This is a genomic window from Rhodococcus sp. IEGM 1302 (genome assembly GCF_030056935.1).
GTDB lineage: Bacteria > Actinomycetota > Actinomycetes > Mycobacteriales > Mycobacteriaceae > Rhodococcus_F > Rhodococcus_F qingshengii.
Genome location: NZ_JASHKY010000002.1, coordinates 168,232 through 181,255, shown reverse-complemented (window position 1 = coordinate 181,255; position 13,024 = coordinate 168,232). Strand labels below are relative to the sequence as shown.

The window sequence follows — 13,024 nt, the reverse complement described above, 5'->3', positions numbered from 1 at the left end:
TCAGACCCGCTTCAGCAGGGCAGCGAGTGCCTGACCGCCGCCGATGCACATGGTGACGATGCCGAATTCGAGGTCGCGGCGGACCATGTCGCGTGCGGCACGCAGGGTCAGGATGGCTCCGGTGGCGCCGACCGGGTGTCCGAGGGCGATCGCTCCGCCGTACGGGTTGGTCTTCTCCGGATCCAGGCCACTGTCACGGATGACGGCGATGGCCTGCGAAGCGAACGCCTCGTTGACCTCGGCGGTGCCGATGTCGGAAGGCTTCAATCCTGTTTGTGCAAAGAGCTTTTCGAGAGCGAGCACGGGAGCGTAGCCCATCAGGCCGGGCTCCATGGCTGCCGTCGTGACGGTTTCGAGCGTGACCAGTCCGGTGAGACCGCGCTTGGCTGCCTCGGTGCCCGTCGCGAGGACGAGTGCGCCGGCGCCGTCGTTGATGCCCGACGCGTTACCGGCGGTGACGGATCCGCCCTCTTCGAATGCGGGGCGCAGCTTGGCGAGGGTTTCGACGGTGGTTCCGGGCTTGGGATGCTCGTCCTCGGTGACGGTGACGGAGCGCCGACCACCGGTCTCGACGGGAGTGATTTCCTCGGCGAATGCCGCCTTCGCTGCGTCGGTAGCGGCGCGGCGCTGAGATTCGACGGCGAACTCGTCCTGCTGCTCGCGACTGACGCCGTACTTACGGGCGACGGCTTCGGCAGTGCGGCCCATGTGAGCCTTGCTGAACGGGTCGGTGAGCATCGCGACGGTGCCGTCGACGAGGCTGCGATCGCCGAGCTTGTAGCCCGAGCGGGCGGCGAAGTCGTAGAAGGGCATGCGAGACATGCTCTCGTCACCGCCGGCGAGCGTGATGGCAGCTGCGCCCCATCGCATCTGCATCGCCGCAGACCACACAGCCTGCAGGCCGCTGCCACAGAGGCGGTTGACGGTGTAGGCGGGGACGTTCTCGGGCAGTCCGGCGGCGATGCCGACGCGGCGTGCGTTGTAGGCGTCCGGGCCGACCTGGCCGATGCAGCCCATGACGACCTCGTCGATGTCTTCTGGCGCAACGCCGGCGCGGCTCAGCGCGGCCTTGGCTGCTGCGGCGCCCAGCTCGTGTGCGGGTACGTCCTTGAAGACGCCGCCGAAGCTACCGACGGGGGTCCTGGCCCCGTCGACGATGACGATCGGTTCGGGTGTGGTCATGATTGTCCCCATCTGCTGTGCTCACGTCGATTTCTCTGTCCGTGGCCGATACTAGGACATCGAAGTATCTCGCAGATGGGGACGTTGGTGTCAGGGTGTGGGAGCGCTCTCGGCGACGGGCACGACCTCGGCGTCGGTGTCTTTGTGGTTCCGGTAGCGGTAGAGCCCGATACCCACGAGGATCGCTGCAAGTCCCAGGGACACGATCATCTGGCTGCGCGTCGAGTCCAGGGTGAGCATGCCGATGCAGAGCGCGATGATGGCGGCGATCGTGGCGTAGGTCAGGTACGGGAAGAACCACATCTTGAGTTCCAGCTCCTGGCCCGAAGCTTCGAGCTTGCGGCGGGTGCGCAGCTGGGACACCGAGATGACCAGCCAGACGAACAGCGCGATCGCACCGGAGGAGTTGACCAGGAACAGGAAGACCTTGTCCGGGGAGAGGTAGTTCATGCCGACGGTCAGGAAGCCGACGATCGTCGAGACCAGGACAGCGCGCATCGGGACGCCGGTCTTCTCGATACGTGAGAGCGACTTGGGGGCGTCGCCGCGGCCGGCGAGGGAGAAGATCATGCGGCTCGCGGTGTAGAGACCCGAGTTGAGGCAGGACAGAACCGACGTGAGGACGACGACGTCCATGATGTTGCCCGCGGCCGGAATGCCGTAGGAGTCCATGACGGCGACGTACGGGCTGAGTGCAACCGACGCGCTGTCCCAGGGAAGCAGGGTGACGACCACCGCGATCGAGCCGATGTAGAAGATGAGAATTCGCCAGACGACGGATTTGACGGCTGCGCGAACAGCTTCGAGCGGGTTGGCCGATTCACCGGCGGCGATCGTGGCGATTTCGGCCCCGAAGAACGAGAACACGACCACGAGGACTGCGGCGAGCATCGCTCCTGTTCCGTTCGGCAGGAAGCCGCCGTGACCGGTCAGGTTTGTCATTCCGGGTGCTTCGACGCCGGGCATCCATCCGCAGATCGCCACGATGCCCATGCCGAGGAACGCGATGATGGCGACGACCTTGATGGAGGCGAACCAGAACTCGAACTCGCCGAACGACTTGACCGAGATGATGTTGGTCAGCGTCAGCACGATCATCAGAATCAATGCCCAGGTCCACTGGGGAACGCCGGGGACCCAGCGATTCATGATGAGGGCACCGGCGGTGGCCTCGATACCGAGCACGATGATCCAGAACCACGCGTACAGCCAGCCGATCGAGAAGCCCGCCCAGCGGCCGATGGCCTTGTCGGCGTACGAGGAGAACGAGCCGGTTTCCGGCGACGCTGCCGACATCTCACCGAGCATGCGCATCACGAGGATGACGACGACGCCGGCAAGCGCGTAGGAAATCAGGACACCGGGTCCCGTCTCCTGGATCGCCACACCGGAGCCGACGAACAGTCCGGCGCCGATGACGCCTGCGATCGCAATCATCGACAGATGCCGCTTCTTCAGCGTGTGCTGAAGTGCCGGCTGGTCTGTACTGGACATCAGTACTCCTTGTGGGCTGTTCGGAACGTGGATCTCGGTGGCGCTCTATCCGGAGCGCATTTTCGATAGCGCCAGTGTCGGACCTTCGGCAAGCTCGCGTCAGGCTCCACTTTGTACAAACGTGACCGCAGGCACTACAAAGTGGCAAGTTCGAGGTGTCAGACTGGACTCATGCCCATCACGCTCCGCCAGCTTTGTGCGACCGAACAGTTCGGCCTTCGCGTCCTGGCTGGGCACGACCAGCTCGATCGCACCCTGACCTGGGCACATGTCTCCGAACTTCCCGACCCGACGCCCTTCCTCGACGGCGGTGAACTACTACTCATCACCGGGGTGTCACTACCGACGACGGCCGCGGAAACGACCCGATTCGTACGGACCCTGGTGGCGGCCGGAATTGCCGGAATCGGTTTCGGAACCGGCCTCGGATACGAGCAGGCGCCACAGACTCTGGTGGATGCGGCCACCCGTTTCAGTGTGCCCCTTCTCGACGTCCCATTGCGAACACCTTTCATCGCCCTGACCAAAGCGGTGTCGAAGGCGCAATCCGACGACGACATGAAAGCGCTGCGCAGCAATTACCAGAGCCTGCGGCGACTGCTTCAAGCTGCGGTGACGGTCAACGGCACCCGGGCAGTCGTACGACGGGTGGCGGAATTGATCGGCGGATGGGCGGCTCTGCTGGACTCGGCCGGACATACCGTCGAGATCTCACACACCGCCGCGGCCGCCGGAATCGAGCGAACTGCCCCCGAGCGCGACGCCCGCCCGATGGAAGTCAGTTTCCTCACGAGTGAGAACGAGGACGTCATCTCCCATCCGCTGCTGACGTCGAGGGGAAAGCTGATGGGGTACCTCGTCGCCGGCTGCCCCGGCGCCGTCGGTTCACTGAATCAGGGCATCGTCATCGCAGCCGCGTCTCTGCTCACGTTGATGACGGCTCGAACCCGAGACGCACAGCTGACGATGAACCACCTTCGTACCGTTGCGATGCATCAGCTGTTCGAGGGACAGAATGCGCTCGCCCGCAACATCTCCGGGGAACTGTGGGGAGGATTTCCGGTCGAGCCTTTCCAGGTCTTCCACGTAGCGGGCCCGAGTGGCCTGCTCGAGAGCGTGTCCGTCTCACTGCTCGATGGTCTCAGCCGCGATCTGGCGTTCGGCATCACCGACGGTGCACTGATTGCCGTCGTCTCGGCTACCGACAGCGGGCGAATCCTCGCCCGTGTCAACGAAATCGACGTCACCGTCGGCGTGTCGGACATGCTGTGGTGGGACGATCTCTCGCGCGCCAGACGCCAAGCCGCGCAAGCAGCAGCCGAGGCGGGTGCCCGCAACCTGCCTTCGATGCGGTTCGCCGAACTCTCGGAGAGCGGATTGTCCGCATTTCTCGACCAGGATCGCTCGACGGCATTCGCGGCGGCACACTTGCGCCCGCTTCTGGAAGCGAAGGGCGGTAGCGATCTCTACCGGACCTTGGCCATGTGGTTGGCACACAACGGGGTGGGCGACGCCGCAGCCACAGCGCTGAATATTCATCGGCATACGTTGCGCAGCAGACTCGCTCGGATCGAGAGCCTTCTCCAGCTCGACCTCGGCTCCCCCACGGAACGTGCGGAGTTGTGGCTCGAGTACCGCCTGCTCGGCGACGCCCCGACCATCTGACCGACAACCAACGAACCCTGAACGACCTGAAGGGCCTCCGCCGGGTTACGGCAGAGACCCTTCAGAGTCGATACGTGCGAGTCGCTACCGACCGACCTTCCCCTAGCTTCCGCCCGTCGGTATCCACTCGCGGAGCACGTTGGCATCAACTACCTGCGCGCCCAAAACCTTTGTCCAGATGATGGTTCCGTTTTCGTAGACACGGAAAGTGCCTGCTTCGGAGGGCAACTGCATCTCCGGGCCGGCAGGAGCACCGAGAGAGCCGCTTTCACCGCCGAGCTCCCGATACTTCTTCTCGATCTGCGTCTCCGTAACCGTACCCGATGGATCGTCGGATGGCGAATTGGATTCCGGCACTGTCGATTCCGAATTCGGTGCCACTACCACACCCGCACCGTCACCGATGGTGAACCAGTCGGATTTCAGGCCGAGTTTCTGACGGAACTGAATTCCGGTGGCGCCAACAGTTGCATCTGTTCCGACTACCTCGACTGCCGTCACTCGCCCGCCGTCGGTACCGAATCCGTTGCGCGAGAGAATCTTGAGCGATTGCAGCTCACCCACATCGAAGGCGTCCGCAATCTGCCCTGCGGTCAGATTCACTGTCCAGTCATGATTCGGAGAAAGGGCGTCACCGAGATCCTCGACGGCCGGGAATTCACCGCCGGAGCTGTAACCTCCTGTGGACGAGGAGAATTCGGTGGCAACGATCTTGCCGTCACGCGACAGAACGGCGCCGGCGGTGGACCGGACGGCTTCGGTGGTGCGGGGATCTTCCTTGCCCGCTCCGCCGTAGACCTGGCAGTCCTGAGTGTCGCAGGTGTCGGCGTACGAGCTGCGATGCTCGGTCGCAGCGTACGAGCGTGCTGCCACGGCTTGCGCCCGTAGCGCTTCGGCCCCACCGGAATCGGCCCATTCGGCCTTCGCTTCGACCGGCACCACGCCGAGCAGGTAGTCCTCCATGTCGAGGAGATTGACTGTCCGAGCCGAGCCGTTGTCGAGCACTACGCCGAGGGCGCCTCGATAGGGCGCGTCGTTGTTGCACAGCTTCAGGAACTGGTCGGCGGGTCGATCAGGACCGAGGTCCACCGGGTCCACCCACGGATGGTCGGTGACCGCTTCCCAGACAACCCCGCCACCACACCCGCTGGTGACCACTACCTGCGCACCGCCACCGGGCAGTGCAGTGAGATGGGCAGCCTCGCCGGGCGCGGTGCGCTGACCGTTGACCACGAGGCCGGCGTCGGAGTAGACGTCGAGCGTCGAGTTGTCCTGGGCCGTGAGCCGCACACTCATCTGGGCAGGCGGCATCGAGTCCAGGACGGTTCCCCCGTAGTAGTGACTGAGGATTCGCTCGCCGGACCAGCCGTCGTTCTTGGCGTAGCCGTAAGCGCCCCACTGGCCCATTCCACGGCCATGTCCGTTGCCGTGCCCGGAGAGCGTGAATTGCGTGTCGGCAGCGACGGCGTGCAGGATCGACGGCTCGTCAGCGCGGATTTGCGTGAAACCTCCGATCGCGACGCCGAGCGCAAGAGCCGGAACGAGACCGAGGACCGAGATCCGCATCAGCGAGGTTCGCCTCCCGGGTCCGCCCACCAGAAAGCGACCTGCGCGACCGGACACAGGCTTCTTACCTGCAGTTCCGCTTCTTCCGCTTCTCGCCATCAATGCTCTCCTCATCGCTACCGGCCTCACGAGTCCGCGAAGTCGGTACTTCGCGCGCAGGCCAGTCCACAACGATTTAACTAAAGTCTCACCCTAAGGTTGAGCGTTATGGACTTTTGTGACTAGTGTGGCAAGAGTGTTTGGAGTTAGCAACACCAGTCACACGAGTCACATCAGCATCACGAGTTGCAGACGTACGCGTCCGAAAACTGGAGTTCAACCCCAGAACATGGCATCCGACCTGCTCGGATCCGGTTTTGAAGGATTCCGTTCACGGCCGTCATCGGCCCTGAAGTTCGCTCGCAAGTAACTACAACCGAGGAGTAATCCCTTGCCACACCGTCGACCGAAGCCCTCGCTCGTACTCGGGGCTGTAGCCGCAGTGGCTGTCGCAAGTCCTTTTGCGGTCTACGGCTTCACGAGCACTACGTCCGATGTACGTTCCGCGAACGAGACGACGTCAGTAGCAGTGCCGACCCAGATCGCAGAGGTGCTCCTCGCGTCGGTGCCCGACATCATCATTCCGGTCAAGGAGCTGACCGGTCTCGATCTCCCCGACATCAACCTCGGTGATCTGAGAAACCTCAAGCTCCCGACCGAAATCCCGCTACCTCCCGGGATCACGCTGCCGACCGAGCTGTTCCCGGCACCCGCTGCTCCCGGCGCCCCGACCGAAACCGCTCCGGTTCCTTCCGAGGAAGAGCCAGGTGCCGTGGTCAAGGAAGTCACCCGCGACACTCCGTTCAGCATGGTCGCGTTGACCTCGGACACCATCGCCTCGGCGCAGTCCAAGGTCCGCGCCCTGGCCGAAGACGGCACCTGGGGCCCGTGGTTCACCCCTGACGCCATCGACTCCGCCAGCTCGGATCAGGCCACCAACTCCGGTACCGCCACCGAACCGGTCTTCGTCGGCGCCACCAAGTCCATCCAGATCCTCACGCCGCAGGGTGCCGCTGCTCCCGCAGCCGAGGTTGTGCCGGCCCCGACTCCGGAAGCTGCCCCCGCGCCCGCTCCGGAAGCTGCCCCCGCTGAAGCACCCGCAGCCACCGGCGAACTCGGGTACACACCCGCTTCGGTGTCCAAGCCGCTTCGCCAGGTGACGACGGCAGCAGATGCCGTCACCGCCGTGTTGATCGACCCGGGTGCCAGCGAGGCAGACAGCAATCTGCAGGCCGTCGCAGCGCCGCTCGGCGGCAGCGGACCGTCCGTCATCACCCGCGCTCAGTGGGGAGCAGACGAGTCACTTCGCTGCGACTCCCCCACCTACGACGACTTCATCGGTGGCGCGACCGTTCACCACACCGCAGGTAGCAACAACTACACGAAGGCCGAATCGGCCGGCATCGTCCGCTCGATCTACGCCTACCACGCACAGACGCTCGGCTGGTGCGACGTCGGATACAACGTCCTCGTCGACAAGTACGGTCAGACCTTCGAAGGCCGCGCAGGCGGACTCGACAAGGCAGTTCAGGGTGCACACGCGGGTGGATTCAACGAGAACACCACCGGTATCGCGATGATGGGCGACTACTCCACCGTCGAGCCTTCGCAGGCGACGCTCAACGCCGTCGGCAAGTTCCTCGGTTGGAAGCTCGGCATGGCCGGACTCGATCCCAAGGGCCGAACGACGATGTACTCCGAGGGCACCGAGTTCACGCCGTACCCGCAGGGCGCAGCAGTCGATCTGCCGATCATCTTCGCCCACCGCGACGTCGGAAACACCGCGTGCCCGGGTGATGCCGCATACGCACACATGAACGACATCCGGAACATCGCGGCCGCGAACATCGGGGGAACGTTGAACCCCTCGAACCCTTCCAATCCGTCGACGCCTGCGCCCAAGCCGACCACTCCTGTCGACACGGTCACCGGTGGCACCGGTTCGTCGATCCCGGATCTGGTCACACAGATTCTGCAGATCACCGACAATTCACCGCTCGCGCAGAAGTGGATCGCCGAAGGTGGCGAGATCGGACGCCTCGGCCAGGCACTGTCCGGAATTCTGCAGGCGAAGCTCGGCAACCAGGGTGCGCTGTTCCAGAACGGCGCTGTCTACACCTCGCCGAACGGCGGAGTGTTCACCGTGCTCGGCGAGATCTTCAAGTCGTGGCAGAGTTTCGGTTCCGACGCGGGTGAACTGGGATTGCCGATCTCGGACGAGTACTCGATCCCGGACGGCCTGCGAAGCGACTTCGAGAACGGTTCGCTGATCTTCAACCAGATCACCGGCATGGTCACGAAGGTCCTCAAGACCTACAACGAGACCTTTGCCCAGGAAATGGCCAACAGCGCGCCTGTCGGCTGACACTCGAGCAAGACACGTCCTCGGGCGCTGGTGGGTTCTACGACCACCAGCGCTCGAGGACTTTTGCAACCCCGTGTGCCGAATTGGTGTCGGTGACCTCGTCGGCTGCGGCTTTGGCTTCGGGGTGAGCGTTGCCCATGGCAACGCCGAGTCGAGCCATCCCCAGCATCGGGATGTCGTTGGGCATGTCCCCGAAGGCCACCAGACCCGACAGGTCGAAGCCGAACCTCTCCGCGGCAGCAACCAGGCCCGACGCCTTCGTGATGCCCGGCGCCGAGAGTTCGATCAGTCCGTTCTCGGTGGAGTACGTCATGTCGGCGAGCGCACCGACGTGCGGAGCGAGCGTGTCGTACATCGCCGTGCTGGTCATGCCTGGACGGCGAATCAGGAGTTTGACGGCCGGCGCCGCAAGCACTTCGTCCTCGGACATCTCGGTGTTGTCCGGGTTGAGCCAGGCATGTTCGTAGTCCGGTGAGCTGACGAACTGTGGGGTGGCGGCGTCATGTGCGCTCTCCCCCACCCGTTCCGCGGCCAAACCTGCGCCCGGGAGGGCAACCAGTGCCAGCTCGGAGAGTTCGGTGAGTGCGTCGACCGACAAGGTCGCGGCGCTGAGGACACGGTCGGCGTAGCTGTCGTACACAACGGCTCCGTTGGCGCACACGGCGAGTGGCGCGTATCCCAAGCCCTCGACGACGGGCGAAATCCATCGCGGAGGACGCCCGGTTGCCAGCAGGAACGGCGTGCCGGATTCGACGACGGCATGCACGGCGGCGCGGGTGCGGGCACTGACCAACTCGTCGTGATCGATGAGGGTGCCGTCGACATCGGTCGCAACCAAGGTTGGGCGGTCAGGGCTGATACGACGGTCTGGGCTCACACCGCCATTGTGCCTGCCCGGTACGACGGTCTCGCTCAGCGCGCCCGCTTCGCGCGTTCCTGTGCGTCCATGGCCGCAGCTTCCTCCGGCGTCGGTGCGCCACCGCCGAGTCGACGAGGCACCCAGTACGCCCCGGGCTCGTGCACGAACCCGTCCTGAACGTGGCGCAGGATCGCATCCATCTCGATGCGCAGGATCTCGCTCAGCGCTTCGGCGGGCTCGACCGGATCGATCGGTGCACCCACCTCCACCGAGATCGGGAAATGATTGCGGCCCAGATTTTTCGGTCCGCCCTTGGTGACGATCCGCTGGGCGCCCCAGACGATCAGCGGAATTATCGGTACGCCGGCGTCGATGGCCATCCGAGCTGCTCCGGATTTCATTTCCTTGATCTCGAAGCTCCGGCTGATCGTCGCCTCCGGGTAGACGCCCACCAGTTCGCCCCGTTTCAGGGCGTCGACTCCGGCTCGATACGCCTGCGCTCCGGCAGAGCGATCGACTTCGATGACGCCGCATCCACGCATGAGGACGCCGAGGACCTTGTTGTCCGCCAACTCGGCCTTTGCCATCACCCTGAGCTTGCGTTTCGCGGTACCGACCGCCAGGGCCGCCGGTATGAAATCAAGGTAGCTCGTGTGGTTGATCGCGATGACGGCACCGCCGGACACCGGGACGTGTTCCGTCCCGGTGCGGGTGACTTTCACGCCCTGGAAACCGCTCAAACCACGCGCGACTACCTCGACAGCGGTGTAAACGGGTTCGAAGGACATCGGTCAGCCTTCGGACTTCCGCGCCTCGCGAGCCTTGGCTTTCGCCTCGGCCTCATCGGCATCCATCTTGTCGGCCTGCTCGAGCGTCGGCGCGCTGCCACCGAGGCGGGCCGGCACCCAGTACTCGCCGGCGGGATGGTCGTAGCTCTTCTGCAGATCGAGCAGCAACTCCTGCATCGTCGACCGCAGCTTCGCCGTCAGCTCACTCGCCGGCTCGAAAGGTGCAATCGGCTCGCCGACGGCAATGGAGATGGGAGTGTTGGTGCGGCCCAAACGCTTCGGATAACCCTTCGTCCACACGCGCTGAGCGCCCCAGATGACGACGGGAACGATCGGGACGCCCGCCTCGATCGCCATGCGGGCGGCGCCGGACTTGAATTCCTTGATCTCGAAGCTCCGACTGATCGTGGCTTCGGGGTACACGCCCACCAATTCGCCGCGCTTCAGGAAATCTACGGCCGCCTTGTAGGAGTCGGCGCCCGCGCCGCGGTCGACCGGGATGTGCTTGAGGGCCCGCATGATCGGTCCGGAGATCTTGTTGTCGAAGACCTCTTTCTTGGCCATGAACCGGATGTAGCGCTTCGGGGTCCGTGCCGGCAGTCCCGCATACGTGAAGTCCATGTACCCGGTGTGGTTGATCGCGATCACGGCGCCACCGGACGCCGGGATGTTCTGCTCTCCCTTGACGGAGAACTTCAGGCCCTCGAAAGCGAAGACGGTACGGGCGATGCCGATGACTGTTCTGTAAACGGGATCCACAGTTCGCTAGCGTAGACGGGAATCCGTGATCTGACCCGCAGCAGTTCTGGGGTGGATGTTGGTCAGAATGTCGCAAAAGGGGCGTACGAACGAATGAAGTCGGCAGGACGAGCGGCAGTGGGGGCAGTCGCACTCGCCATGACGTTGGCGATAACCGCATGTGAGGACGACGGACGGACGGGAATCCTGACGGACGAACCGTCTCCGCCGACGACTGAAACCACGACGACAACCACTCTCGCACCCACGACGACAATTGCGCCCGCTGCGCCGGTCGCGCCACCTCCGGTTGGTGACGTGCCCGGCAATCCGGCTGCTGCGCCGGCCTTGGCAGCTTGGGCAACGGACCTGGTGTCCTTGGACGTGGACGCGCTCACGAACGCATGCTGGACGATGCCGCCCACAACGATCGCCGACCGATACTCGGATGTTCCCGCCATCTTGACGGCCATCGCCGCACCAGGCGTCGACGGCCAGTACGCGGTCACCTGGAGCGGCGGCGGACTCTCCGTCGCCGCCAAGCGCTCGGAGATCGCTTCCGGCTATGCGTGCCCGTTCGTCTTCCCTGCGGGGCAATCAAACTTCTACACCGCGGCCGACGCTTCCCACGCCGTCGTCAGGTTTCTCTCACGCGCCACGGGACGGCCGGTCAATACCCGCGACGTCGAGACGTTCTATCCACTGATCTGCCCCGGCAACAGCCCGTGGGATCCGGACGGCACCGGCGCCACCGGCCAGCCGCCTCTCAAGCTCGATCCGAATCAGCTGGCCGGTATCAAGTCTTTCGACGCCGACGCTGCAACAGTCACTCCGGTTCGCGGCGACTACGTCCGTGTCACCCTGCCCGTCAGCGACGGAACCGGTAACTCGCGCTCGATGCAGTTCACCCTGTCGATCGGCCCCGAGGGATATTGCCTCGGGGCCGCGACCTGAACTGCTTCGGTCAGGAACCGAAGGGAAGGAAATCGCTCGAGCCAGCGCTGCCTGAACCGAGGCTGCCCGTGCCACCACCGGTTGCAGCCTTGACCTGAATTGCGTGGGCCGCCGAGGTGGAGCCTGTGAATCCGGCTGCGCCACTGTAGATTGCCGAAATCGAATGCGTGCCAGTTGTGGTGAAGGTGTGGTTCAGCGCCGCGATCCCGTTGACCACTGCCACAGCGTCACCGATCGGAGTATCCCCATCCATGAACTGCACCGTTCCACCGTTCTGCACCGAACTGACAGTCGCCGACAGGGTCACCGACTTGTTCACCACGGCATCACCAGGCACCGTCACCACAGTCTCCGTGGTGACATCCGAAGGCGCAGGGTCCGTTACATTCACCGTCCGCGCCTGGGCCGAGGATCCGACTACACCGGCTCCTCCCGAATAGACCGCAGTGATGCTGTGCGCACCCGCAGAGGTAAACGAATGCGTCAGGCCCGCAGCGCCGGCCGTAACCGCTTCAGGACCGCCGATCGCGACGCCACCGTCGTAGAACTGCACGGTTCCGACGCCGACAGCATCATCCGACGACGTTCGGACGGTTGCCCACAAGTCGGTCGCCACACCAGTTTTGGCGTCGGTCGGAATATTCAGTTCGACGACGGATTCCTGGTCGGCAACACTGACCTGAACTGACTTCGCACTCGCAACCGAGTTTTTGAATCCGGCACCAGCGGTGAAATCCGCGGTAATGCTCTGCGCGCCAGCGGCATCGAAGGAATGTGAGAGGGTCGCGGTACCACCGGACACCGTGACCGGGGAACCGATCGCCGCACCGTTCGACTTGAACTGCACCGAACCCACAGCGTTGCTCGGAGCAACCGTCGCCGTCAGATCAACAGCCGCACCCGTAACCGCCGTAGCCGGAACCGACAGCGACGTCGTCGTCACCACATCCACCGGAGCCGGATCAGAAACGGTCACCGTCTGAGCCGACGCCGACGAACTCACAAAGCCAGCACCGGCGGTGAAATTGGCCGTAACACTCTGAGCACCAGCAGCATCGAACGCATGCGACAGCGTCGCAACACCCGACGTGACTGCCACCGGAGTGCCGATCGCAGTGCCATTCGACTTGAACTGCACCGTACCGACAGCATTGTTCGGAGCAACCGTCGCGGTCAGATCAACAGCCGTGCCCGTGATGGCAGTCGCGGGAACCGACAACGACGTCGTCGTCACCACATCCACCGGAGCCGGATCCGACACCGTCACCGTCTGAGCAGGCGCCGACGAGCTGACAAACCCTGCACCGGCAGTGAAGTCAGCCGTAACACTCTGAGCACCAGCAGCATCGAACGCATGCGACAGCGTCGCAACAC

General features: G+C 64.2%; 10 protein-coding genes. 3 read left to right on the top strand and 7 right to left on the bottom strand.

Annotation, left to right across the window (positions count from 1 at the left end):
* Positions 1 to 1,182: a thiolase family protein gene (locus tag QM609_RS05530; RefSeq protein ID WP_007731825.1), complete on the bottom strand. Its 1,182-nt coding sequence runs from the start codon at positions 1,180 to 1,182 to the stop codon at positions 1 to 3.
* 90 nt (positions 1,183 to 1,272) lie between these two features.
* On the bottom strand, positions 1,273 to 2,676 hold the full coding sequence (locus QM609_RS05525; RefSeq protein WP_007731826.1) for an amino acid permease: 1,404 nt from the start codon (positions 2,674 to 2,676) through the stop codon (positions 1,273 to 1,275).
* 171 nt (positions 2,677 to 2,847) lie between these two features.
* Here QM609_RS05525 and QM609_RS05520 point away from each other — a divergent pair, with 171 nt between their 5' ends.
* The gene (locus QM609_RS05520) at positions 2,848 to 4,341 is read left to right on the top strand and encodes a PucR family transcriptional regulator (protein WP_003943944.1); all 1,494 of its coding nucleotides are present in this window, start codon (positions 2,848 to 2,850) and stop codon (positions 4,339 to 4,341) included.
* Positions 4,342 to 4,443: 102 nt separating this feature from the next.
* Here QM609_RS05520 and QM609_RS05515 read toward each other — a convergent pair whose 3' ends face one another.
* Positions 4,444 to 6,006 (bottom strand): SpoIID/LytB domain-containing protein, encoded by a 1,563-nt coding sequence (locus QM609_RS05515; protein WP_047272751.1) that lies wholly within the window; start codon positions 6,004 to 6,006, stop codon positions 4,444 to 4,446.
* Positions 6,007 to 6,337: 331 nt separating this feature from the next.
* Between QM609_RS05515 and QM609_RS05510 the strand changes: the two genes are divergently transcribed.
* Positions 6,338 to 8,311 (top strand): N-acetylmuramoyl-L-alanine amidase, encoded by a 1,974-nt coding sequence (locus QM609_RS05510; protein ID WP_030535825.1) that lies wholly within the window; start codon positions 6,338 to 6,340, stop codon positions 8,309 to 8,311.
* A 37-nt stretch (positions 8,312 to 8,348) separates the two neighbouring features.
* Here the strand turns inward: QM609_RS05510 and QM609_RS05505 are convergent, their stop codons facing one another.
* The 3 genes from QM609_RS05505 to QM609_RS05495 are packed head-to-tail and all read right to left on the bottom strand — an operon-like array spanning position 8,349 to position 10,717.
* Positions 8,349 to 9,170, bottom strand: a complete 822-nt coding sequence (locus QM609_RS05505) for a Cof-type HAD-IIB family hydrolase (protein ID WP_037131235.1) — start codon at positions 9,168 to 9,170, stop codon at positions 8,349 to 8,351.
* Positions 9,171 to 9,223: 53 nt separating this feature from the next.
* Positions 9,224 to 9,958 (bottom strand): lysophospholipid acyltransferase family protein, encoded by a 735-nt coding sequence (locus tag QM609_RS05500; RefSeq protein ID WP_042447599.1) that lies wholly within the window; start codon positions 9,956 to 9,958, stop codon positions 9,224 to 9,226.
* Between the two features lie 3 nt (positions 9,959 to 9,961).
* Positions 9,962 to 10,717: a lysophospholipid acyltransferase family protein gene (locus QM609_RS05495; protein WP_042921233.1), complete on the bottom strand. Its 756-nt coding sequence runs from the start codon at positions 10,715 to 10,717 to the stop codon at positions 9,962 to 9,964.
* A 93-nt stretch (positions 10,718 to 10,810) separates the two neighbouring features.
* Between QM609_RS05495 and QM609_RS05490 the strand changes: the two genes are divergently transcribed.
* Entirely contained in the window at positions 10,811 to 11,650 is an 840-nt protein-coding gene (locus tag QM609_RS05490; RefSeq protein WP_042921235.1) for a hypothetical protein, read from the top strand.
* A gap of 10 nt (positions 11,651 to 11,660) precedes the next feature.
* Here the strand turns inward: QM609_RS05490 and QM609_RS05485 are convergent.
* The coding region (locus tag QM609_RS05485) for an Ig-like domain-containing protein (protein WP_283337110.1) at positions 11,661 to 13,024 on the bottom strand (1,364 nt) is incomplete at its 5' end.

What these genes read in the sequence shown, in the direction of transcription:
- QM609_RS05500 (WP_042447599.1), bottom strand. Translation starts at nt 9,958, where the DNA reads ATGTCCTTCGAACCCGTTTACACCGCTGTCGAGGTAGTCGCGCGTGGT.
- QM609_RS05520 (WP_003943944.1), top strand. Translation starts at nt 2,848, where the DNA reads ATGCCCATCACGCTCCGCCAGCTTTGTGCGACCGAACAGTTCGGCCTT.
- QM609_RS05490 (WP_042921235.1), top strand. Translation starts at nt 10,811, where the DNA reads ATGAAGTCGGCAGGACGAGCGGCAGTGGGGGCAGTCGCACTCGCCATG.
- QM609_RS05525 (WP_007731826.1), bottom strand. Translation starts at nt 2,676, where the DNA reads ATGTCCAGTACAGACCAGCCGGCACTTCAGCACACGCTGAAGAAGCGG.
- QM609_RS05515 (WP_047272751.1), bottom strand. Translation starts at nt 6,006, where the DNA reads ATGGCGAGAAGCGGAAGAAGCGGAACTGCAGGTAAGAAGCCTGTGTCC.
- QM609_RS05530 (WP_007731825.1), bottom strand. Translation starts at nt 1,182, where the DNA reads ATGACCACACCCGAACCGATCGTCATCGTCGACGGGGCCAGGACCCCC.